Origin of the sequence: Candidatus Cloacimonas sp. (assembly GCA_035403355.1) — a bacterium.
Lineage (GTDB): Bacteria > Cloacimonadota > Cloacimonadia > Cloacimonadales > Cloacimonadaceae > Cloacimonas.
The window spans coordinates 1-24,721 of record DAONFA010000034.1 but is presented as its reverse complement, the minus strand read 5'-3'; the positions used below and the strand labels follow the sequence as shown (position 1 = coordinate 24,721).

The following is a 24,721-nucleotide window of genomic DNA, read 5'->3' as shown; positions in this document are numbered from 1 at the left end:
GTGTGGGATGTGGTTACATTGAAGGCAGGTGAAAATTGTAAGTCAAAACAAGCTGAAAACCAGCTGTAGAGCGGTTGTAAGTGAACTAAAAGTGTGGAGTGTGGTTACATTGAAGGCAGGTGAAAATTGTAAGTCAAAACCTACCACCGATTGCCTTTCGGTAAGGGAAAAAAGTGTAAGAGATGATTAACCGGGAGGTCAACACTCCGATATTACACTACAGGGTTTTAACCTGCGGGTTGAGAGCAGAAAGCAAACGGCAACACTGCATCTTCCCGGGTAATCCCAAAAAAAATCTTTTTTTCTTGACATCAAGAGCAAAGCAGGAAAAAAAGATAGATATGGCAATAATAGTGAAAAAATTCGGCGGAACTTCAGTTGGTAACATTGATTTAATCCGCAACATAGCACATAAACTCTCCGGTGAATATCACAAAGGGGAAGGACTCGTTTTAGTTGTTTCGGCGATGGCAAAAACAACGGACGAGCTTTTTTCTTTGGCTTATGGAATTTCCAGCCATCCTTCGCGGCGAGAGCTGGATATGTTATTGACAGCGGGGGAACGGATCAGTATGAGTTTATTGTCGTTAGCTTTGATGGAGGAAGGCATTCCTTCCATTTCTTTTACCGGTTCTCAGAGTGGGATTATAACTGATGAAAAGCATGGCAATGCGCGCATTTTGAAGGTGAATGCTTTTCGTATCCAGGAAGAACTGGCTAAAGGCAAAGTGGTTATTGTAGCAGGTTTTCAAGGTGTGAGCACAAGTAAGGAAATTACAACTCTGGGAAGAGGGGGTTCTGATACTTCCGCTGTAGCTTTAGCTTGTTATTTAAAAGCAAATAAATGTGAGATTTATACTGATGTGGATGGTGTTTATACGGCTGATCCCAAGCTGGTGGAAAAACCGAAATTGCTGAAATACATAAGTCCTGAGCTGATGTTAACTCTTTGTTATAATGGCTCTAAGGTCTTACATCCGCGGGCTGTGGAATATGCTATTAAATATGGTGTGGAAGTGGAAGTGAAATCCTCTTTCACTTTTGCTCCGGGTTCGTTGATAACCCGTAACCTGCCGAAAAAAAGTGAGGAGGAGGAAATGGAAGAGAGAAAAGTGACAGCTATTGCTCATAAGGACTTTTTACTGCGTTACATCTTACCGGTTAATGACGAGGTGCTAAGAATGCTGCAACAGTGGATTTATGAAATTTACAAGAGCTTCATTAACGAAGGGATTTGGGAATTTTTCATAGAAAACAAATACGAAAAGGAAGTGGATTATTTTTTGCAGGAAAAGGGTATAAAACCTATTCACAAGGATAATAATTTCGCTTTTGTAAATTTGGTTGGTTTAGGTTTAGGAAACGACCCGGCATTTTTAGCATCCCTGCTGGAAAACTGTAAAGATTTTCAGATCTTAAGGAGCTTTAATAATGAACAAAGCGTGGAACTCTTGCTTCCCAGCCCGAATTTGACCCCGGCAATAAAAACCCTGCATAAAATTTATATTGAGGACAGCCAATGAAATATATAGTTACCAGTGCGTTACCTTACGCCAACGGAAAATTGCATATCGGACATTTAGCCGGTGCCTATTTGCCGGCTGATATATTTGTTCGCTACTTGCGTTTACAGGGTGAAGATGTGATCTATATTTGTGGAACGGATGAACATGGCACACCGATTTCCATTACTGCCGATAAAGAAGGAATTACTCCTCAAGAAGTAGTATCTTATTATCACCGTAGCATTAAGGAAGCATTTGACGGAGTGGGTATTGAATTTGATAATTTTAGCGGAACTTCCCGTCCACCTCACTATAAACTTGCCGCTGATTTCTTTTTGCAATTATACAATAAGGGCTATATAAAACCCAAAACCACGCTGCAATTCTATTGTGACAAGGATAAACGCTATCTTCCTGATAGATATGTGGAAGGAATTTGTCCCCGTTGCGGTGCAAGTGGTGCCCGTGGAGATCAATGTGATAAATGCGGTCAGATTTATGAAACAACAACCTTAAAAGAGCCAAAATGCAAACTTTGCGGTTCCACTCCTGTAATCAAAGAAACAAAACACTGGTTTTTGCAGCTGGATGGATTTCGGGAAGAGCTAAAGCAATGGCTTGCTACTAAGGACTACTGGAAGGAAAATGTACGCAATTTCATTTTGGGTTTGCTGGAACAGGGTTTAGTGGAACGATCCATAACCAGAGATTTAGCTTGGGGTGTTCCTGTTCCTCTTCCCGAAGCACAAGGCAAAGTTCTTTATGTTTGGTTTGATGCTCCCATCGGATATATATCTTCCACCATTGAATGGGCAGAAAAAACAGGTCAACCGGAAAAGTGGAAGGACTATTGGTTGAACCCTGAAACGCGGTTAATTCATTTTATCGGAAAAGACAACATCATTTTCCATTCCTTAATTTGGCCTGCTATGCTGATGGGACAGGATACCAAATACTGCCTGCCTTATGATATACCTGCCAATGAATTTATGAACCTGGAAGGAGAAAAAATTTCCACCAGCAGGAATTGGGCAATTTGGGTAGATGAATTTTTGCAGGATTTTGAAGGTGAATATCTGCGCTACTATCTTGCAGTTAACGCTCCCGAAAGGCAGGATTCTGATTTCAGTTTCCAGGATTTCCAAAATAAAATAAACGGTGATTTGAATAATACTTTGGGTAACCTTGCCAACAGAGTTTTTGCCTTTGCGAATAAGAATTTCGGAGGTAAAATAACTAACTGTGCCTTAAACGCTGCCTCCCAAAAAGTAATTGTCGAAGCGGATAATATCTTAAAAGAGATTGAGGAAAGTTATGCGGATTATCAGGTGAAGAAAAATACTCGTTTAATTTTGGATATAGCTCGCCTGGGCAACCGCTTTTTTGATGAAAACAAACCCTGGGCACAGATTAAGGAAAATAGAGAAGCAGTGAATGAAACTTTATATGTTTCTACCAATCTGCTGGCAAAAATCTCTGTTGCCTTCTTCCCCATTCTGCCCAAATCAATGCTGCGCTTAAGACAAATGATGGGTTTGCCGGAAAACTTTAATTTCCAGGAAGCATATAAACTGACGGAAGATATTTCACTACAGGATACTAAGCCCCTTTTCCGGAAAATTGAAGATAAGGAAATTGAGGCACAGTTAGCTAAACTGCATTCGCAGAAAAGAAATCCGGATGGTGAAAGAGCAGAATTTAACCCTGGCAATGTTGAACCGCTGAAAGAATTAATCAGCTATGAGGACTTTGCCAAGCTGGATTTGCGTTTAGCAAAAGTGCTTGCAGCAGAACGCATTGCAAATACTGATAAACTGCTGAAATTAGAGGTAGATATAGGAAGTGAAAAACGGGAACTGGTGGCCGGAATTGCTGTTGATTATGAACCCCAAAAACTTATCGGTAAAACGGTTTTAATGCTGGTAAACCTGATGCCCCGAAAAATTAGGGGCATAGAATCCCAAGGAATGATTTTAGCTGCCAAAGTAAATGGCAAATTAAGGGTATTAGTTCCGGATGGAGAAGGAATTCCCGGAGCCGTTGTGCAGTAAATCAACATAAAAAAATGAAACATCTTTTCCTTTTACTTATGCTTTTGCTTGGCACTGGTTTGCTGGCAGGCGCTCAATTTATAGACGGAGAGCTGTATCTGGAAATAAATCTGGTAAGCGAACCCACCGTAACTATCACTCCTAAAACAAATAATACACAGATAACGGTTAGCGAAACGGATGGTCTTATTTCGCATAGTTTTAATTCGTCCATCACGATTAGCATCCGGAATCCCGAGACCCTTGTGCACTATGCAATTTTGGACTATACGGAAATAGTGACGGAAACCACTGATAACCCTAAAGAAGTAGTTCGGGATTTTTTTGTGTGGGAGAACTCCCGCTTGAAAATTAAGAAAGAACTGCAGCACTTTCTGCCGGAAAGTTTTACAACCGAAGAAGAAGCATTGCAATATGCGCAAAAACATAATATCCCCGCCAAAAAAATTAAAGAAATCCCGATGTTAAATTCCACAATTCGGATTCAGGATGAAAACGGAAATATCTGCTATCTGGAAACTCCTGTAAAAATTCATTCCTCTGCGGATATCTATCTGCAGGAAGATGACTATGCCTATAGCGGTGATTTTGTTCTGAAAACCGTGCAGAAAAATATTGTTTTGAATCACTTTCTGCCTTTGGAGGATTATCTTGCCGGAGTAATCCAAAACGAAATTGGTAATAATGCACCCGGAGAAGCCCTTAAGGCACAGGCAGTTGCAGCCAGAACACATGCCCTCGCTTTGTTACTGAATAATAAACACAAAGCAGATGGCTGCGATCTGTGTAGGACAACTCACTGCCAGGTGTATAAAGGCAAGTATTTACAAAATGAACAGATACTGCAAGCGGTTCGCAACAGTGCATCTGAGGTCTTATTATATAACGGAAATATTGCTGATGCTACCTATCATAGTTGCTGTGGCGGAAAAACAGAAGCAGCCGATATTATCTGGAAAGGAAAGCCGGTGGATTATTTAAAAGGAGTTAACTGCCTTAAAGAAGTGCAAAACTATGATTTAAGCAAGGAAAGTGATGCGCGTAAGTGGATTGATAAAGATCTTGCTGAGGAAGATATGAGTTCCTGGGAACGCGGTGCGCTTTCCTGGCATAAATCAATTTCAGCTAAACAATTAGCTAAAAATGCCGGGCTGGATTACATTAACAGCATTGAAATAATCCAGAGAGGAAATTCGGGACGCATAACCGAAATGAAGCTTAACGGCAATAATACAATCACCCTAAATAGTGAATATCAAATTCGGCAGGTCTTCGGTAACCTTCTATCCTCGTTTTTTTATATAGAGGGTTCTTATTCTGCAAACAACACAACGGTTACTATTCACCCTAAGGCAACAATTAATATCAAGGGTAGAGGGGCAGGTCATGGAGCTGGAATGTGTCAGGTAGGAGCTCTCCGAAAGGCAAGAGAAGGGATGGATTATAACAATATTTTACAGCACTATTACCCCGAAACAGTTATCAATAAGGATTGGATGGATGAATAAGGATATGATATATCGCGGCTCAGTGCAGAATAACAACTTTCGGGTGTTTGCTGTGGAAAGTAGTAATTGTGTGCAAACGGCGCGTGATCTGCATGACCTTTCTCCTCTTGCCACTTTGCTTTTAGGCAGAATGATTTCGGCAACGGCAATGCTATCCTGGGATTTGAAAGATGAAGAAAGCGAAGTGACTATGAGAATTGATAGTGAGGGAGATTTACAAGGTGCAATCGTAATCTGCAGCCAAAATGGCTTTCTGCGCGGCTATGTTAAAAATCCTCGCTTGTTTTATGAACAAAAAGAAGATAACTTCAAAGTGGGCAAGGCATTGGGAAAAGGATCGTTAACTATTAGCAGGGATAAAAAAGGCAGCAGGTCTTATCTTAGCACTATAGAGTTAATTAGCGGAGAAATTGCAGAAGACCTTGTCTATTACTATCAACAATCGGAACAGATCCCCACTGCAGTAAATTTGGGTGTATTGATAGATAAAGAGGCAAAAGTGCGTGCTGCCGGTGGTTTTATTATTCAACAGCTGCCTTTTGCAGATGAAAAGATAGCAGATTTAATAAACAGCAATTTGGCAAAAACACCCAATATCAGCGATTTGATGGATATGGGGCTATCCATAACCGAAATTCTCTCCCGCTTTGTGTTTAAGGAACTTCAGTGGCAAATAAATGAAGAAAGAGAAATTGCCTATCGCTGTAATTGCAGTTACGAACTTTTCAGCAGAGCTTTATTGCTTTTGGGAAAAGAGGAATTGGAATCACTAAAAGACGGCATTCAACCCGTCTGCCTCTATTGTAATAAGACCTATAATTTTACTAAAGAAGACATTCAGCAATTAATTGAACAATTACGGGAATAACAATGAAATATTTAAACTTAGCTCTCCTACTCTTGCTTCTATGCAGCTGCTATGCTATTAGCAATGATGAAATTCGCTTTCTTTGCGATAAGGAACAATTTCAGCTACTTTCCAAATTTGAAGAAAACATCCAGGCAAAAGTTAACCAAGGCAGTATGGAAGACCTGAAAACAGTTCTGGACTATGCACATAGAGCCGATAGAAAGGATTTGGCAAAAGAATGCCATAAACATTTGGCAACTGACTTTCATTCTTTGGAAGATGCTTTGCAGTGGCTTTTGCTATCTGAAACGGAAGAGGTAGATTCGGTAAGCTTCTATGCTGATTTTAGCACTATCACTGAAGCAATCACCGATTCCCTGGATCGGTCGGTTTGGTTATACTACACAAAAAGATGCAGCGAAGAAGAGCTATATGCCAAAATTGCTTCTGCTGCAAAATACAACACAATCGTGGAAGCAATGGCTAAGGACCTGGTGGATGACATAAGCATTGAACGCAGTGATTCTTTGGCTTTAGCGCTGTTGAATGAATTTGAAACCAGATATCCCAAATCCCAATATCGCCCGATTGCTTTGTATTATAAGCTCTATAACCTTGCCAACCGTAAAAATTGGACGGGAATGATTCAAGCATTACCTTCCGTGGATAATTTAGACCCGGTTTCAGCTTATATTGCTTCCCTCTTTTTGCTTTCCCCAACCTTCCGAAAGGACTTTAGCGGAAAAGAAGACCTTTTGGAGCTGGCAGAACAATATTTGGAGTTGGCATATTCTCCAAAAGAACAAACGCTGCTCTACGATCTTTATAGCGTTGGCGATTGGCAGGCAAGAGTCCGCCTTCAACAGGCAAAGCTGTATTATTACAAATTAGTTGAACCCTACAAATTTTACGGTGATGAATTGGATATCCTCGTGCTGCCGAAAAATAATCTGAAACAGCAAAGAGAACTACTTGCCCTATTATCTACGGTTACTTTCAGCAACAATAATCGGGGAGAACAAGCGGAAACTAATTTCTGGATGGCTAAAACAGTGCTTTTAACAGGAAAAAAAGCTGATCAAAAAAGAGCTGCAAAATATCTTACCCAGTGTTTGATAGCAGGTTCACCTCGCAATAGATATGATGTAGATGCAATGGCATTGATGGCAAAATTACATACCACTTTAAAGATTAAAGAAGAACCGCTAAAATGGATGCAAAAAATAGCTGATTATAAGGGAATTTGTTTTACCGATATCAGTTATAATGCCGGGCTTAAAGGTGAAAGCTATTCGCGCGTCGCTATAGCGGACTACAATGCTGATGGGTTAAATGACATATTGTTCAACGGCAAATACCTTTATAAAAACGAAAACGGATTGCAGTTTACCGAGGTTTCAGACAGCGCCGGCTTAGCTGATTTGAATAGCAATGGAGGTATATTTGCCGATTTCAATAAAGACGGCTTACTGGATTTTGTTTCCTACAGCCATTCCTCACAGGGAAGAGGCGACCAGCTGCTGAAAAATAATGATAATATAAAGTTTATAAATGTGAATGAGCGAGCCGGGGATATTGAGGATACTTATCCTACGGAAGCTGTTGCCTGGATTGATCTTGCAAATAACGGTTATCCTTCTCTTTATGCAGCAAATTATGAAATCTGGCAAAAACGCAGTGGCTTTCCCGATTTTTTCTGGGAAAACAAGGATGGCTATTTTACCGATAAAAGTAAGGACTATGGCTTTCGCGAACCCTATTATACTGATAATCCCGGTTTACCTGGAAGGGGAGTTGCTCCCGCTGATTTTGATAATGACGGTAAGCAGGAAATTTATGTTACTAATTACCGTTTAAGCCGGAATTTCTGCTGGAAACAGAAGGATTCTTTGTTTGTGGATGTAGCTGCTCTCTACGGCTTAGCCGGAACTTATAAAAATGGCTATTATGGTCATAGCATTGGAGCCGACTGGGGTGATTATGATAATGACGGTGATTTGGATTTATTTGTAGCGAATCTGGCTCATCCGCGCTATATGGATATTTCCGATATCAGTATGCTGCTTAGGAATGACGGTTTAACCTATAGAGTAGTGGAAAACGATACCATTTACTATTGGCAGTTTACCGATGTAACCAAACAAGCTGGAATACAATATGATGAGCTGCACAGTGACCCGCTATTTTTTGATGCGGATAATGACGGCTATCTGGATTTATTCATCACTTCCGTTTATGAAAATGAACGCAGTTATTTGTATCATAACAAAGGCGATGGAACTTTTGAAGATATCACCTGGCTTGCCGGTGCCAGAATTTATAACGGATGGGGTAATGCCTGTGCCGATTTGAACAGGGATGGCTTACAAGACCTTGTAGTTGGTAGTGGAACCGGAGCTAAGATTTTACAGAATAAAACGCCAACGAAAAATAAGGGGATTGTTATTAAGCCCTACTGGAAAAATGAGCTTGTTTTATTGGAAACTAAACCGGATAATTTTGCCAAGGTGCCTAATAGTCCTGCTTTTGGAACGAGAGTGGAAGTAACTGTTAAAAGACCTTTACATAAAGAACAGATCTTGATGAGAGAGCTTTGCAGTGCTAAAGGAACGGGCTCGCAGAATGCACCCGAACTGCATTTTGGTATAGGTAAAGCTAAAGTAATCCAAATCAGGAAAATTGACCAATGATAGACATCCTTTGTAACATTGTTAACCCTGTCTTTAGTGAAAAGATAGAATTTTTGCCCGAACGGGTAATCAGCATCGCAGAAGGCAAAATAGCAGCGATAACGCCTAAAAAAGAATTTCGGGATAAAATTGATGAAGACCGCAGCGCTGAATACGCTTTGCCCGGTTTTATAGATTTACATACCCATTTAAGCCAATACCGCATTCGGGGATTTTATGAACCGGCGTTACTGCCCTGGCTGAATAAATTTGTTTTTCCGGAAGAAGAACGCTCGCAAAATGTTGAATACGCAAAAAAAATAAGCAGAGAGTTCTTTGCCTCAATGCTGAAAGCGGGAACCACTACTGCCGTTATTTATACGGCACCATATTTTGCTGCTTGTGATGCAGCTTTTAACATTGCCGAAGAAATAGGAATTAGGGCTTTAATCGGAATGACCTTGATGGATAGAAACTGTCCTTCAGCTCTTCAACAGGATAGCAATAAGGCACTGGAGGACAGCATCTTGCTTTACGAGAAATGGCACGGAAAAAATACTAAACTGGATTATATCTTTACTCCCCGCTTTGCTCCTACCTGTTCTCTGAAATTGATGCAAGAGGTTGCCAAATATGCCGTTGAACATAATGCCTGGATTCAAACCCACCTGGCGGAAAACAAAGATGAAATAAAACTGGTGCAAGAACTATTCGGAGTGCAGGATTATACGGAAGTATATCAAGAAGCAGGGTTGCTGACAGAAAAAAGTATTTTTGCCCATTGCCTTCATCTAAGCGATAAGGAAATTCGGATGCTGGCTGCAAATAAATGCAAGATAGCGCATTGCCCCGATTCCAATTTTTTCCTGAAAAGCGGAGAATTTCCTTTATCCAAAATTGAAGAAGCAAGAATTGATTATGGCTTGGGAAGCGATGTAGGGGCAGGAACTTCTTTGAATATGCTCTATCATACCAAGATGATGAATTACCGTCAAAGCAGTTACCCTGTTTTACCAGCTAAGGCGCTATACCATATAACTTTGGGTAGTGCTAAACTGCTTGGTTTGGAGAGTAAAATCGGTTCCATAGAAACAGGAAAAGAAGCAGATATTGTCTTTTTAAGCACCCCCGAAAATCACTCTTTTAATGAAGAGGGAATTTCTCAGCTTGTTTTTTGCGGGCAGGAGTTTTCCGTTACCCAAACCCTTATCGGTGGAAGGAATGAAAAAATAGGAACAGAGGACTGAGAATTATAAATCTGTGAGGAAAGCTTTTCAGTGGTTTCGGTGTCCTTAGTAGCTGATATTTATCTGTGAGAGCTATTAATTGTTTTGGCAGGATAAGTCCAGAAACCCTTTTGGTTAAAATATTGCCGGCAAGCTTGCAAATCAGTTTCACTATCAAATATTCCAAAACAAGTTGAGCCGCTACCACTCATCATAGCTGCTTTAGCTCCGAAACTGCCAATTGTCCTAATAATTTCATCAATTACAGGATAGACATTTCTGATCCCTTTTTCCAAACGGTTAAAACAGGAGCTAAACAGGTTAGCAGGATCAAATATACGCTGCTCCTGCTTTGAGGGAACTGAGGCAAATTTATAAGCTTCAGCACTTGAGATTGCTAAACCGGGATTCACCAATAAGATATTATTGAGAAAGATAAAAGGAAGTGGGGTTATCACTTCTCCTCTGTTATCCCCTTTCGCTGTTCCACCTTCCAGAAAGAAATTTACATCACTGCCAAAAAGAGAGGCAATTGCGTGCATTTCCAGCCGGGAAAGATTTAGCTGCCAGAGTTCATTCAAAGCCAAAATACAATTGGCTGCATTACTGCTGCCTCCACCTAAGCCGGCTGCAACCGGTATCTGCTTATCAATGTGAATCTTAATACCTTCAGAGACAGCAAAACATTCTTTTAAATAGGCAGCAACCCGATAGACAAGATTGGATGTTGCAACAAGGGAAGGGATATTGCAAGATAGAATTATTTCGGGGGATTCTATGAGCTCATAGCTTAACATATCAAACAGGTCAATACTGCAGAGAACAGTATTGACCTGATGATAGTTATTAGGGAGCTTACCAGTAAGCTCAAGAAATAGATTTATTTTTGCGCAGGAAGCGGTTAACATTCCTCTTTTGCTTTTGGGGTACTTCTTCACCGTAATAGTAATAGTAATAGTAGTAATAGTAATAATAATTCTGTTTACTATAATACTTCTGCACATAGATACCATTCACAATGATACCGTCTATTCTGCCTTGCACATTTTCCATCAATTCTTTGGTGCGCTTGATGATGCCTTTATCAGTAAAACCACAGCGGACAACAAGATAAGTCATATCAACTTTTTTGGTTAAAATAAGAGCATCTGTAACGGCAATTAACGGTGGAGAATCCACCAGCACAAAGTCGTAACGGGATTTTAGCTCTTCCAGCAAGGCATCAGTTCTTGGAGAGGCAATTAACTCTGAAGGATTGGGGGGAATAAAGCCACTGGTAATAACATCCAAATTAGGAATACCGGTTGGTTTAATAACTTGATCAATGGCAACTTCAGGATCAATCAGATAATCGCTGGTGCCATTTTCCTTTTCCAAATCAAATTTACTATGTAAAGTAGGACGGCGTAAGTCCATATCAAGCAAAACAACCTTACTATTCATCTGCGAAAAAGCAACAGCTAAGTTAGAAATTGAGGTGGATTTTCCTTCTTTGGGTCCCGAAGAGGTGACCAGGATAGCAACGCTACCTTCTCCTTTATGGGCTAAGATATTGGTGCGCAAAGTTCTGTATGCTTCAGCAGTGGGAGATTTAGGAGCATAATGAGAAACCAGCTGCATCATTACAAAGTGCATAGAGCGAGTTAGCTGTTCACGATTTTCTCCTGTTGCAGTGTTAATCATTTCATTGAATTCCTGCAATTTGGATTCGAGTTCATGAATAACAGGAATAGTCCCGGTAATAGGTAAACGCACATAATTTTCCATATCTTCCAGAGTGCGCAATTTCGTATCCAGAGAATGCACCAAAAAGACAGTTCCAATTCCTAAACCCAGACCGATAATTACACCAACCAGAATATTCATAGAAACACGAGGTTTAATGGGAACAGTAGGACGTTCTGCATAGTCAATGATGCGGATATTTCCAATCTTTGCCTGTTCAGCAATTTTAGCATCTTCATATTTCTCCATCATCATACTATGGATTTTTTCATCCAGCATCAGGTTTCGGGTTAATCTTGCCAATTCCAGTTCCGTATTGGGAATGGCAATCAAGCGCTGATTATACATTTCTTTGGTTTGTTCCAAGCCGTCAACTTTGGCTCTTGCCATTTCCAGGTCTATATTTGCCTGAACTATGCTGGTTAAAAGATTACTTCTTGTGGAAAGAGGATCGTCAGTTACCGATAAATTTACCAGTTTCCTAATTTCCTGGTCTAATTTCTCCTTGGCATTTTCAATTTCCCGATAGAGAAGCTGAATTTGAGGATGATCCAAGGGATATTCATTCTTCGTAACCAGTTTGGTGATTAGGGATTGAGTATCTACAATTTGCTTGCGCAGTTCATTGATATAAGGTGTCTTAATAATATTATCAACATTCACCAGCAGAGAATCCTGTTCCTGTAACTGGCGGTTCAGCAAATCTAATGACTTGGCTTTTACTGCTTGATCGGTTAATGCTTCTTCATATTTGGCTTCTACATCCGATGCCTGTTCAATCAGCTTTGTTGTTTCTTCCGTTAATTGAGTAAGCTTATTCAGATTCTTAAATTCCCGCAAGTCATTTTCAGAGCTTTGTAACCGACGGGAAATGGCATCCAGCTGAGTTTCCAGAAATTCACGGATAGTAGTAAATTCCAAACGGGCATATTGGGTATTTTGTTGTTGAATTGCTTCAGCGATAGAATTTACAGCTGCCATTGCTTCAGTAGGATTGGTAGATTCAAAGCTAATAGTAAGAATATCCGTTTCTCTTTTGGATTCTACTTTCATCCTCCCCAAAGTAGAAGCAGGATCAGCTGCCTGGCTGGCAGGAAAAGTATCCCAATCAGGATATTTTTTCATAATTTCCCAAGCAAGGTTCATTATGGGTTTACTGCGAATAAGTTCTATCTGGTTATCTAAGGTGTTTTTGCCTAAACCGCCGGTAGAAAGGAACATCAGATCACTTTGTTTATTGGCATCTTCCAGCAGGATTCTAGCAGAGGTGGAATATATTTTAGGTAACCGAGCAGTGTAATAGACAGTCCCAACTAAAACCAGCAAAAAAATCAGAATTATGAGATAGCGGTATTGCAAAATTATTCTAAAATAATCTGATAATCTTATTTCCTCTTGCACGGGCACTTGATTATTTTCATTTTCCAGCATTGAAACTCTCCCTCTTAAAAGCCAGTTACTATGTTATATACACCCAGGGCAATAGTTATATCAGAGAGGAAACTGGCTACTTTGGATATAGCATAGAAGATAGTTCCCGATACAATAATTGTGTCACCTGGTTTTAATTCTGGAATGAGGGTAGGATCACCGGTTTCCAGATACTTTTTGAAATTTACCCAAATAACTTTTTCACCTTCGGACGAAGGACGGACAATTCTAATTTTAGAAAGTTTGGCATCTTCTCTGGGTCCCCCGGCTAACGAAAGCAGGGTTAAGAAATCAGTATCGTCAGGGACAGTATATAAGCCGGGTTTATAAACCTGTCCTAAGATATAATTATTCATCTTCAGCTTTTCCACCCCGCTGCGGATTCCTTCATAAGAATAAGCCGATATGTTTGAAGACGGGGTAAAGTTAATCGTCTGCTGGCTGAACAAAACCAGTGCAACACTGGCAAGTATTAGCACTAACAGTGTTTTCTTCACAATATCCTCTCTTTTTATTTTGCGTAACATTCTAAACTTGGCTGTTCAAGTCAAGATTTTTCTGTAACTGCATTATCTTTATACTGCTAAAGATGCTGTCCCTTTATTCTGACTAATCAGTTATAGTGTATTATTAAAGTTCTTTCCAAGGATTCGGAACCCATTTCCAAATTATGTTCCGAATCCAGATCAAAAGCATCTATCCGCCACCGGTAAACCTGTCCGTTTACAGGAGCAGGAGTTAGAACAGGGAAAGGAAATTCCGGTGGTGGAGACGGCTCTACATTAGGGGTATAATAATAATCGTAATCAAAGACCAAATTTCCGGTTTCATTATCCCAAAGCAGAACTTTGAATTTATTGGTTTGGCTATCACCTCTTTCCCAACATAAACTCAATTCTGTAGGATCAACATATTCTCCATCTGCCGGAGAAGTAAGAATACTTTTAGCTAAAATAGCATAAGATACAGTATCCGAAACACTGAAATTACCACTGGCATCGTAGAGTTCAACATAATAATAATACCACTGCCTTTCCACCAGGGAGCTTTGATCCAGATAATAATTATCCGCAGCAGGAACAGTAGCGATTAAATTGGGTTCAGGATTGGATTCTGTATAGCGAAAGACCTTTACATGGCTTAAGTCATTATCCACGAATTTTTCCCAGGGAACTTTTATCCAATTGCCGTCCGAAACAGCATCAATACCATTATTATCGTCGTTCAGATTAACAAGAGCGCCATCTATGGTAATTGGATCGTCCCCTGTATCTCCAAGATGAGGTATCAGTTTGGGAGTTGTGGGAGGAATCTTATCCTTTTCGGGAGAATCATTTCCTGCACAGGAACATAGTAATACCAGCATAATGAGGGCGGCTAAGAAGGATATCTTTTTCATTTATAAACTCCTTAAAATCTAACCCTTAATCCTAACCGGTTGCTTATTCCGATAGGATTAGTGATGAGAGCATAATCAAGCATCACGCCATATAATTTTACAGTGGCACCCGCACTAAAATTATTATCATAATAGCCCAATCGCAAACTGCCCTTTTTGTCGTATTCCCAATCCAGCCCAAGATGAGAGGTTCCATCATAAATATAATCATAATCATAAGCCAAGGTAGCAACGGACTTCAATTTGGGCAAAGGTTGCACAACCGACATACCGGTTTTTGTATTGAACAGGACTTCGTCTGTAATCTTACTGGGGGTATCCCATGTAATATCGGTGCCTCCAATGTCTTGAAAAGTGATTCCGAAATTGAAATTGCCCAGGTCTTCCTGGTCAAAAATCACAGCCAGATCGGTCTTCACTTTGAAACCCATATCCAAGCCGGTTCCGGTTCCGGTTCTATCCCAAATAGACCGTTTAATAAGTTTAACCGTTCCCCCAAACCCAAAATCAAAAGGAACAGCAAAGAACATCCAGCCCATATTGGCATCATAGTGTATCTTCTTGGAGAAGGCAAATTGATAGAGATCATCATAGCTGGAGAATTTACTATCGGGAACTCCGGGTAAGTGATACAAGCTATTATTTATCCGTTGATCTACATTAGTGCCGATGAGATACTTTTCATCAAAATGGGGAATATCGCTTACCGTTAAACGGGTAACATTCAAACAGATAGTTACATCATTAGGTAAGGGCTGGGCATAGGTTACAAAGTCGTAGGACGCAAGATTATTATAGAGGAAGCAGTGCATAGCAGAGACCTCGGAATCAGTAATGAAACTGAGACCCCCAGGATTCCAGTAAATGGCAGAACCATCATCGGCAATAGAACTGAAAGCTCCGCCCATTCCTAAGGCGCGCACTCCCGAACCAATCATCATAAAATCGCCTGCATAACGTCCAGCAAAAAGCGGAGTTAAGCAAATCAGGGTAAGTGTGAAGAGGATATATATCTTTTTCATCGTATTCTCCCTAATTCAGAATAGCCATTTTTTGGGTTTTTTCAATGGTTTTATTGCCTCTTTTGGCAATAATCCGATAAAAGTAAACCCCGTTTGCCAGTGTGAAACCACGATCGTCTTTGCAATCCCAGCCATACACTGTGCGGGGATATTCATGATAACCCACCCCTACGGGAAGATTTTTAAAGGTTTTAACCAGGCGTCCGCTGATTGTATAAACCTTAATAGTAACTTCATCAGCTCCGTCTGTGAGGACATAAGTGAAACGGGTTCTACCTTCGTTGATAGGATTAGTGGCTGCACCTTCGCCTCCGGCTCCCAAAACAGGATTCGGATAATTTGCCAGGTGTATCACATCAAACTTGTCATTAACGGTAAATTGAATATCGCGGGAAGCAGGAAAACCGTTCAAATCGCTGCATCTCACTTTTAATTCGTGAATTCCGCGTCCTAAAGACAATTGATATTTAATCGGAATGCGATTGATATTTTCCTGATTGATGGAGATTACATAATCCTCTTTCGGAATAGAGATACCATCCATATACAAGGACACAGTTTTATCAATCACATCAATCCCGTTAGCATCAGAAAGCAAAAGAGAGATAACTCCATTGCCGGCAATATAGCCACCTACAGTAAATTCCTGGTCTTCTACATTAACATCTATGGTTGGAGGTGTATAATCTGTATCACGGAAAATACTGTAGATCCCCGTGCGGTTAACTTCATAATGGACTTTATTTTGATCTTGCTCTATACTACCGCCCATTAAAATCCATTTTTTAAACTCCGAATTATAGCGATAGATTTTATAGTTCTCACCCCCTTCCTGTGCCTGAGTGAGAGAATCGGAAGCACTATAGTTAAAAGTAAGAGTGAGTTTATTATTTCCGTTTAGAACTCCCAGAGAATCCGTAACTTCAGTTCCTAAAGCTACAATCTCATAAGGAATGGAATATTGATTTCCGCTAAATCCATCAGGAGCATTCAGCAAAATATTTTGGACATCGGGCTGATTGAGAGGAGGTAATGCCTCTAATGTATTTAGGGCAAAAAGTATTTGTTTCCCTGGAGGTACCAGCCCTGAAGGAATTTGACAATTAAGGTTATTATCTATACTGTTCAGTATGGCTCCCGAGCTATCTACCAGAAAATAGTTCATTGGAACCTGCAAACGGATATAGTTATTAGTATTAATAAAGAACTGCCATTCAGGAAAAGCGTTCGTAGTATTAACTCTTGCTTCCAGAAACAGATTGGCATTGGGCAAACCGGTGAGAGAAATGCTATCCCACCTTTGTGTTCCAACCTCCAAAGGCAAATAATCCTTAGTTGAAAACAGCGTAAGGTTACTTGCAGTTGTTCCGGTGTATAATTTTAAATCCGTAGTTATAGAAGCAGCGTTACCGATATTTGTTCCCAAAACTTTCAAGACCAGAGAATTTCCCTCTTGTTCCAGCTTAATATCTTTCAAAACCAAATCGGGACCGCGGACGATGTAACTTTCCAGGAAACTTTCCGAAATACTTGCTTCCGTATCCATAACATACTTGAAGAATATCTCTTTACCGGTAGGATATTTACCCAAATATTGGGTAGTAATATATACAGTGCTATCTGCATCTGACCTTTGCATCGGGATATCTATCCAGGTTCCCTGAGTTGATACACTATCCGTTCTAACTTTACAGATAATATTTGTAACCGGCAATGGACTGAAGACCCTGGCAGTAAATAAAACCGAATCCGACCAGGCAGGTTCTGCAGGAGTAAGATGATGATGCATAACATTAGGCCTGCCAACACTATATTGAGAAAGCCCTACATACTCATCTGTAGAAGAATAACCGGCTACCATAATTTTGCGGGTATAGTTATTTTCCGAATGATTTGTATTAACATAAGTAGCTGACCAATTCCCGTTTGGCAATACCGGTAAATCGTAAGGAACATTAACAATCTTGCCGTTATCTTTCATAATAAACAAACGGCCTGCATTTGTCCCCGAAGGAAAGGTAGCATTCACTTTTAAAGTATCACCCGGATTTAGCACATAATTATCTGCGAAAACAGGCAGATCCTTAATTGGCTTTTTCAGTTTGATTAAAGGATCGCCCAGATACGCAAAACCGTTAATAAGAGCATACATCGCTGCAGGTGAATAGGTTGTAGTGTAAAAGCGTGCCAGAGCAAAGATATTAGCTATGCCGATATTGGCAAAATTATGGTCAAACAATGCTTCACAATATGCCAAACCCCAGGTCTCATCATGGTCTAAATAACCCAGACCGGTAAAACCGGCAGTTCCAATAGCTCCTTTATTAGGTTGGAGAACCAATGCCTCACTGATTGAAGCCATTCCGTTGGTATCAAAAGCTGAAGCATAACAGGCAAGAGATAGAACAACAGGATAAACCTGATTATTCAGAGTTGCTACATCATTGAAATTGAAGAGATTATAATCCGCCCAAATTCTACCGCCACCGTGACCCATAAATTGAACATATTGAGTACCGGAATTGATGGCATCCTTCAGGTTAAAAGTTCCACCAAAGTAATCCGAGCCGACTGTTTGCGTAGAAGTATATACCCTTGTTACTCTATATTCCTTAGGAATGGTCTTGCGGATGATGCGTTCCGATTGTTGAGCAAACTGATCGTTGTTGTCGGTTATTTTCCCTCCGGAGGAGAAAGTTAAGTGACTGTTCCAAAGGCGTGAGGTTTGTGGATTGTTGCGATAGGCAATTGCTTTGGCAGCATAATCCAAAATTTGCTGTTCTTTCCAGACGCTTATTCGGGCAACGGAAATATCGGGTATAATATCAGTTCCCACAATACAACCATACCAGGTGTCACTTGCAGTAGCGCCATGTTTATAAGTCCAGGTCTTCTTAACCGGAATGAGATTATATATTCGGGAAGGACTGTTATCGCGATTATCATCCGTTCCTTCTCCCAAAAGGATAACATGGCTTAATTGGGGATTGTTCCAGTTATTATAGGCATAACGCAAAAAGTTCTGTATTGGTTCCGGACCTGTAATTCCAGCATTAAATTCATCGTAAATATCCTGCACATCAACAATTTTTACTGTTCGACCTTCAGATTCCCATAAGGACTTCAGTTGTAAAGTTCCTTCCGCAGAAATAAACTGCCGGGGAGTAATAACAATTACATCTGCACTGTTATACGGATTTTTTAAATCGCTGGGGAAATTGAGACGAATTGCCTTAGGGATATTTTTCTTATTTTCCGTAACGGCAAAATATCTTACTGCATCGGATGCTACGCTGTCTTGAATAGTAACTGTCCAGGGGGCGTCGCCATTGATATTAAACGGTTCTATTTGAGTAGAGTTAAATACACTGGAGCCAATTTTATATACCGAAATAGCGGAATTGCTGAAACCGCTAACTTCAAATTGATATAAGCCCCCGGGACGATTGGAGGGCTTGGTAAACTTAATATAATCCTGATCGGTCTTATATTCGCGCCAGTATTTTATTTCAGCCCAATCCAGTAATACTTGTTCTTTATCCGTCATTACAGTATTTCCGGAGAGGGCAATATAGAAGTTATTTATCCCGTGCCTTAAAACGGTATTGGAAACATGGTTTTGATTTTCAAACATCTGTTCTCTCTGTCCAATCCAGGTATGTGAATTTATCATTGCCTGATTCAAACGGATGGATGCCTCGTGATCATATTGTCCGCTGGCTAAGGTTTCCCAATAAGTTAACCCCATTAAACAAACCTTGGCGGAAGCAAAACGAGTGGTAGTATCTTTGGGATATTGCAATTCCACGGGAACAATTTCCAGATTGGGGGCATTTATTTTTCTCCAGAACCAAACATCTTCCCGGTAGAATGTCTGAGACACTGTACTCCAGCCCTGACCTAATTTATCGCTAACCAGTTGTTCTTCAAAGTGAACAGTATCCTCATAAGCGTCAGGGACAGTATAGTTCAGGGGATTGGACTCAATCAAACCCCCGTTTTCTACAGCCATTCTTGCTCCATAGTGATCAACCAAGCTTAAGGTGTAAACATTTTCTGCAGTATAATCATCCTGATAACCAGAATCACCTTTATGTTTATCACCATAGAATTCAAAATAGTCATTTTCGTTGAAAACACCGTCGTTTTCACCAATAAAGTGAATAGGCACCTGACCATATTCATCTCTAAGTTCCAGATAACGGGGATCTACATTGGCAGGTGTCCAGTTCATAATTATTTGCAGGGAATCCGCCATCAGATTTATATAATCCGTCAAGTAAGAGTAATTTACTTTATAGATTCCCTCTTTATCCACAATCAGCTGAATTTCGTTAATGGCAGAACTCCCGTTTTTAGGAGCGTCGTAATGGGCATCGGGTTTTTTCTCTAAACGCCAGGTTTTAGAGCTATTTTCATTCAGGAAAAAGGATGGGTCAGCATTATCAAGAGGATTGGGATTTAACTGCCAGTTTTTAGCAGCACTTTTAGTACCGTTAATATATATACTGACAGATATTTGCGAATGCACAATCAACTCTTTACTCTGAGCTCTATATTGAAAAGGATAAATCAGCAGAGGAACAAATTTACGGTTTCCTACAAAAGCGGGTTCACCTTTTTGCACTATAGAGACAGGATATAGTTCGCGATTAGCATAAGCTTTATAATTCGGTTTGTGGTCATAAGTTACTTCTTCTCCGTTTAATATCAGAGTAGAAGCAGGCAGGATATTTACATTTTTTATGGTTTGAGTGGAACTGCTTTCAATGCTATAGCTTATATCACCATCCACGGGCACGGCTATTGCCGTAGAAAATGTTATCAGTTCCGGAAAGCCCTCATTACTGTAACAAGAGCCGTCCTCACAGATAATCTTATTCCAGGTTTGTCCATTGTTTGTTACATTTGTCAGTTCATAGTCCGGAAGCTCAAAGCTAAGATCAAGATGCTCCTGGCTTTCGGAAACAAGAGTTATCGGAGCTGCCATTATTATGGCAGGAATACAAAAGGCAAGGCAGAAAAAGATAATTTTTCTGCAGATAGGGGTACGAAACGGGTTATGCACCCGGGTAACACTATGTATAGTCATAATATCAGATTTCTCCATTGTCATCTAAGGTATTCTTTCTTAAACCGATATCCTGGCGGAAAATTTTATTTGCGAAGGTTATCTGCTGAGCTTTGTTATAGGCATTTTCCCGGGCTGCGTGAAGGTCTTTTCCTTTCCCGACAGCACATAAAACGCGGCCCCCGGAAGTAATAAGACCTTGCTCACCTTTTCCTGTTCCCGAGAAATAAATCCCGGAAAGGTCTTCCGGCAAGGACAGAGGATAACCTCTCTTATAGTCATCAGGATAACCTTCTGAAGCCAAAACAACGCCTAAAGCGGTTTTATCTTCAAATTTTATTTCCACCTTATTTATCGCGCCTTGCAAAATGGCTTGGCAAATATCCACGAAATCCGTTTTTAGAAGTGGTAAAATAACTTGTGTTTCAGGATCTCCCAACCGGCAGTTAAATTCTACAACCTTGGGTCCCTCTTTGGTGATCATCAATCCACAGTAAAGTATTCCTTTATATGGATAGCCCAATATGCGCATTGCGGAAAGAATGGGGCTAATGATTTCTTCCTCTATTCGTTTCCGATATTTTTCCGCTTCCGGAACAGGAGCATAAGCACCCATTCCACCTGTATTGGGACCTCTGTCACCAGCATAAAGTTGTTTATAATCCTGGGCAAAAATCGTGGTTTGAAAATGCCAGCCATCAGTAATGGCAAATAAAGAGACCTCCCAACCTTTTAAAAATTCTTCAACGATAACTCCTTTTTCGTTAATTTGAATTTTGTTCAGTGCTGCTTGCGCCTCAGCAAAACCGGAAACTACAAACACTCCTTTTCCTCCGGCTAAACCATCTGCTTTAATAACTGCCGGAAAACCAAATTTGCTTAGCAGTTCCAAAACCTGTGCAGCGGTTTCAGCAATTTCATAGCGAGCTGTAGGTATGCCTTTTTTTCCCATCAGCTCTTTTGCAAAAATTTTGCTGCTCTCCAATTGCGAAGCATATTTTCCTGGAGCTATAACAGCAATTCCTTTTTCTGTTAAAAAATCGGCTAATCCCTCAGCTATAGGTTTTTCGGGTCCTATAAAGACAAGGTCTATAAGATTGCGGACGCAAAAATTGAATATCTCATTTTCTGTTTGCAAATTTACGCATTCATAGTTTAGGGCTATTCCAGCATTTCCTGGTGCTACAATTACTCTTTTTGCCTGTTTGCTTTTCGCAAAACACTCTGCTATAGAATGTTCTCTGCCTCCGCTACCAATTACTAAGATATTCAAATATCCCTGCCTTGTAAATGTTGAATTAAAGTAAGGATAGCAAAATCAGCTGCTTTTATACGGATAATTTCCCTATCCCCGGTAAAGAATTGTTTTTTAGACCAAGGTTTCTCAGCGGCTATAAAGCCAAAACACACCGTTCCTACAGGTTTTTCTGCAGTCCCACCATTAGGACCTGCAATCCCGGTTACTGAAATTGCGCAGGAAGAATCTGTCAACATTTTTATTCCTTCCGCCATTTGCATAGCACAGGATTCACTAACTGCTCCTTCGCTTGCCAAAACAGTTTCAGATACCTTTAGCAACTTTTTTTTCAGTTCGTTAGAATACGCTATCACACCACCAGAAAAAGAGTTAGAAGAACCGGGGACATCTGTTATCAGTTTTTGCACCCAGCCCCCGGTGCAGGATTCCGCTATACTTAAATTGTAGTTATTTTTCTCCAGTAGCGATAATAAAACTTCCGCGGGACTTTCTTCATCATAGCCCCAAACATATTGTTTAACAACAGGAAGAGCTTTATTAACCGCTGCTTCAACTTTTTTTGCCTCTGTTCCATAGAAACGCAAGTCCACCCTTCCAATTTGGGGTAACCAAGCTAAAGCAACCTCTTCCGGTAAATCGGCAAGAGTAAATAATTCCGCCAAACGGGATTCCGCTATTCCGAAAGTGTGTAATGTTCTTATATATAGAGGTCTGGCATCGGGAAAACCGTTTTTAATAATCTCCTTAATCCAGGAGGTAAAAATATGTTTCATTTCGGAAGGAACTCCTGGAAGAGCAAAGAACATTTTATCTTTTTCCCGGTAAAATAAGCCAGGAGCAGTTCCCAAATCATTATTTAAAGTAACAAAATCATCCGGCACCATTGCTTGAGAGCGATTGGTTTCTGGCAACGGCATTTTCCTGAAGCTGAATATTTCCTGAATATGTTCCCAGATTGTATCATCAAAGTGTAGCTTTTTACCGTAAAATTCAGTGATTGCAGCTTTGGTTAAATCATCTTCGGTAGGTCCCAAACCTCCGGTAGTTATTACTATCTCAAATTTTTCCCAGGTATCCTGCAGTGCCTTTTTTATGGCGTTTGGTTCGTCTTTAATAGTAAGAGCATATTCAACTGCTATTCCCAATTTACCAAGTTCCGAACCCAAATATGCCTGATTGGTATTGATGGTTTTCCCCATCAGGATTTCGTTACCGATTGTTATTATAGCTGCATTCATCTTTAATATGCCTTGGCAAAAATAACCCTGCGATTAGATTTTTCTCCGCAACAAATACATTTTCCTTCTTCTTCTTTTGCCTCAAAAGGAATGCAGCGAATAGTCACTTTCAGGTCATCTTTTATTTTTTCTTCGCAGGATGATTTTCCACACCAGTGAGCGCTGGCAAAACCACCGTGAATTTCAGGTTGTTCCATATTTACAGGAGTAAAGAAACGATAGAATTCCTCTTTTTCGTCAATTTCCAGAGTCCACCTGTTTCTAAAATCCAGAGCTCTTTGAAAATAGCCCTGTTGCATTGCTGTAAGCGTTTGCAGCGTATAAGTTACCAGGTCATTATAGTTAACTGCCTGTTTTTCTTTCGGTTCTTTATCGCGTCGGGCAACCATAACAGAATTATTCACAATATCGCGAGGACCTATTTCAATTCGCAAAGGAATGCCTTTTTTTATCCAATACCAGTTTCTTTCACTGCTCGTCATCTCTCGTGTATCTAATTCAGTATAAAGAGGAACATCATCCAAATATAATCCCTTCAAGTTGTTCTGAACCTTTTCCGCAAAAGTCATCACCTGTTTTTGTTCTTCTGCGTCTCTGTAAATAGGGATAATAGCAATATGGGAAGGAGCAATTTTTGGAGGCAAAACAAGTCCGTTATCGTCACTGTGAGCCATAATGATAGCTCCTATTAAACGGGTAGAAACACCCCAGGATGTAGTCCAGGCATACTCTATCTCACCTTTACGATTTTGAAATTTGATCTCAGAAGCTTTAGCAAAATTCTGTCCTAAAAAATGGGAAGTGCCGGATTGCAATGCTTTTCTATCCTGCATCATTGCCTCAATACAGTAGGTAGTAACGGCTCCGGGAAATTTCTCGCTTTCCGTTTTTTCACCTTGGATAACGGGTAGAGCAAGATAATCACGAGCAAAGGTAGCATATACATTAAGCATTTTGGCGGTCTCTTCTTTGGCTTCAATTTCCGTTTCATGCACTGTATGCCCTTCCTGCCAAAGAAATTCCGTAGTGCGTAAAAAAAGACGCGTGCGCATTTCCCAGCGTACAATATTTGCCCATTGATTTATTAAAAGAGGTAAATCACGATAGGAATTTACCCATTTGGCAAAAGATGCACCGATTATTGTTTCGCTGGTTGGACGCACAATATAGGGTTCCGTTAATTCTCCCGCCAGTTGTAAACCACCTTTTCCATCTGCCTCTAATCTACTATGAGTTACTACAGCACATTCTTTGGCAAAACCTTCTATATGTTCCGCTTCTTTTTCCAGAAAACTTTTAGGAATGAATATAGGAAAATAGGCATTCCGATGTCCCGTATCCCGAAACATTTTATCCAAAATATGCTGAATATTTTCCCAAATTGCATAGCCCCAGGGTTTTATAACCATACAACCACGAACATCACTATTTTCAGCCAAATCGGCTGCTTTTATTACTTGTTGATACCATTCGGCATAATTTTCTTCTCGGGTAGGAGTTATTGCGGTTTTATTGTTTTTGGTCATTTTTTCTCCAGAATTAGTTTCTAAATGGCTTGATTGCATATATCCCTTTCCTGCACAAACACTATACATATTTAACCATTTTAGCTTTAAAAATCCAGTTCCTGAAATATACCATTATTGTCAATGCAAAAGAAAATTTCTGTTACCACCAATCTGTAATACAGGGTAGGAAAAGTTGCGGTGGTAGGTTTTGACTTACAATTTTGCTACAGCCATCTCTGAAGCCACAACCCACAAATTGT

15 protein-coding genes are annotated in these 24,721 nt (G+C 40.2%); 6 read left to right on the top strand and 9 right to left on the bottom strand.

All coding sequences use genetic code 11. The features are described 5' to 3' along the window. Positions 1–353: 353 nt before the first annotated feature. The 6 genes from PLE33_07995 to PLE33_07970 are packed head-to-tail and all read left to right on the top strand — an operon-like array spanning position 354 to position 9,830. Positions 354–1,523, top strand: coding sequence for an aspartate kinase (locus PLE33_07995; GenBank protein HPS61187.1), 1,170 nt, complete (start codon positions 354–356; stop codon positions 1,521–1,523). Beyond that, positions 1,520–3,556, top strand: a complete 2,037-nt coding sequence (gene metG / locus PLE33_07990) for a methionine--tRNA ligase (protein ID HPS61186.1) — start codon at positions 1,520–1,522, stop codon at positions 3,554–3,556. Before PLE33_07995 ends, metG begins: the two co-directional genes overlap by 4 nt. Before the next feature lie 14 nt (positions 3,557–3,570). Beyond that, positions 3,571–5,064: a SpoIID/LytB domain-containing protein gene (locus PLE33_07985; GenBank protein ID HPS61185.1), complete on the top strand. Its 1,494-nt coding sequence runs from the start codon at positions 3,571–3,573 to the stop codon at positions 5,062–5,064. Further along, a complete protein-coding gene (hslO, locus tag PLE33_07980) occupies positions 5,057–5,932 on the top strand; it encodes an Hsp33 family molecular chaperone HslO (GenBank protein HPS61184.1) in 876 nt (291 codons plus the stop codon). The genes PLE33_07985 and hslO overlap by 8 nt, the downstream gene beginning before the upstream one ends. Before the next feature lie 2 nt (positions 5,933–5,934). Next, positions 5,935–8,604: a CRTAC1 family protein gene (locus PLE33_07975; protein ID HPS61183.1), complete on the top strand. Its 2,670-nt coding sequence runs from the start codon at positions 5,935–5,937 to the stop codon at positions 8,602–8,604. Then, complete coding sequence (locus PLE33_07970; protein ID HPS61182.1) at positions 8,601–9,830, top strand: guanine deaminase; 1,230 nt, start codon at positions 8,601–8,603, stop codon at positions 9,828–9,830. The genes PLE33_07975 and PLE33_07970 overlap by 4 nt, the downstream gene beginning before the upstream one ends. Before the next feature lie 59 nt (positions 9,831–9,889). Here PLE33_07970 and ispE read toward each other — a convergent pair whose 3' ends face one another. The 9 genes from ispE to proS form a co-directional block, all read right to left on the bottom strand. Next, complete coding sequence (gene ispE / locus PLE33_07965; GenBank protein ID HPS61181.1) at positions 9,890–10,717, bottom strand: 4-(cytidine 5'-diphospho)-2-C-methyl-D-erythritol kinase; 828 nt, start codon at positions 10,715–10,717, stop codon at positions 9,890–9,892. Continuing rightward, positions 10,677–12,965, bottom strand: a complete 2,289-nt coding sequence (locus tag PLE33_07960) for a polysaccharide biosynthesis tyrosine autokinase (GenBank protein HPS61180.1) — start codon at positions 12,963–12,965, stop codon at positions 10,677–10,679. The genes ispE and PLE33_07960 overlap by 41 nt, the downstream gene beginning before the upstream one ends. Before the next feature lie 14 nt (positions 12,966–12,979). Beyond that, on the bottom strand, positions 12,980–13,462 hold the full coding sequence (locus PLE33_07955) for an SLBB domain-containing protein (protein ID HPS61179.1): 483 nt from the start codon (positions 13,460–13,462) through the stop codon (positions 12,980–12,982). A gap of 116 nt (positions 13,463–13,578) precedes the next feature. After that, on the bottom strand, positions 13,579–14,364 hold the full coding sequence (locus PLE33_07950) for a hypothetical protein (GenBank protein HPS61178.1): 786 nt from the start codon (positions 14,362–14,364) through the stop codon (positions 13,579–13,581). 11 nt (positions 14,365–14,375) lie between these two features. After that, positions 14,376–15,386, bottom strand: a complete 1,011-nt coding sequence (locus PLE33_07945) for a hypothetical protein (GenBank protein HPS61177.1) — start codon at positions 15,384–15,386, stop codon at positions 14,376–14,378. 10 nt (positions 15,387–15,396) lie between these two features. After that, positions 15,397–20,496, bottom strand: coding sequence for a C25 family cysteine peptidase (locus PLE33_07940; protein ID HPS61176.1), 5,100 nt, complete (start codon positions 20,494–20,496; stop codon positions 15,397–15,399). Continuing rightward, positions 20,483–21,730 carry a phosphoribosylamine--glycine ligase gene (gene purD / locus PLE33_07935; protein HPS61175.1) on the bottom strand — a complete coding sequence of 416 codons (1,248 nt, stop codon included), beginning with the start codon at positions 21,728–21,730 and terminating at the stop codon, positions 20,483–20,485. The genes PLE33_07940 and purD overlap by 14 nt, the downstream gene beginning before the upstream one ends. Continuing rightward, positions 21,727–22,953, bottom strand: coding sequence for a competence/damage-inducible protein A (locus PLE33_07930; GenBank protein ID HPS61174.1), 1,227 nt, complete (start codon positions 22,951–22,953; stop codon positions 21,727–21,729). Before PLE33_07930 ends, purD begins: the two co-directional genes overlap by 4 nt. A gap of 2 nt (positions 22,954–22,955) precedes the next feature. Further along, on the bottom strand, positions 22,956–24,479 hold the full coding sequence (gene proS, locus PLE33_07925; GenBank protein HPS61173.1) for a proline--tRNA ligase: 1,524 nt from the start codon (positions 24,477–24,479) through the stop codon (positions 22,956–22,958). Positions 24,480–24,721 lie beyond the last annotated feature (242 nt).

Coding starts and splice junctions, on each gene's coding strand:
- metG (HPS61186.1), top strand. CDS start 1,520: ATGAAATATATAGTTACCAGTGCGTTACCTTACGCCAACGGAAAATTG.
- PLE33_07985 (HPS61185.1), top strand. CDS start 3,571: ATGAAACATCTTTTCCTTTTACTTATGCTTTTGCTTGGCACTGGTTTG.
- hslO (HPS61184.1), top strand. CDS start 5,057: ATGAATAAGGATATGATATATCGCGGCTCAGTGCAGAATAACAACTTT.
- PLE33_07975 (HPS61183.1), top strand. CDS start 5,935: ATGAAATATTTAAACTTAGCTCTCCTACTCTTGCTTCTATGCAGCTGC.
- PLE33_07970 (HPS61182.1), top strand. CDS start 8,601: ATGATAGACATCCTTTGTAACATTGTTAACCCTGTCTTTAGTGAAAAG.
- ispE (HPS61181.1), bottom strand. CDS start 10,717: ATGTTAACCGCTTCCTGCGCAAAAATAAATCTATTTCTTGAGCTTACT.
- PLE33_07960 (HPS61180.1), bottom strand. CDS start 12,965: ATGCTGGAAAATGAAAATAATCAAGTGCCCGTGCAAGAGGAAATAAGA.
- PLE33_07950 (HPS61178.1), bottom strand. CDS start 14,364: ATGAAAAAGATATCCTTCTTAGCCGCCCTCATTATGCTGGTATTACTA.
- PLE33_07945 (HPS61177.1), bottom strand. CDS start 15,386: ATGAAAAAGATATATATCCTCTTCACACTTACCCTGATTTGCTTAACT.
- PLE33_07940 (HPS61176.1), bottom strand. CDS start 20,496: ATGGAGAAATCTGATATTATGACTATACATAGTGTTACCCGGGTGCAT.
- PLE33_07930 (HPS61174.1), bottom strand. CDS start 22,953: ATGAATGCAGCTATAATAACAATCGGTAACGAAATCCTGATGGGGAAA.
- proS (HPS61173.1), bottom strand. CDS start 24,479: ATGACCAAAAACAATAAAACCGCAATAACTCCTACCCGAGAAGAAAAT.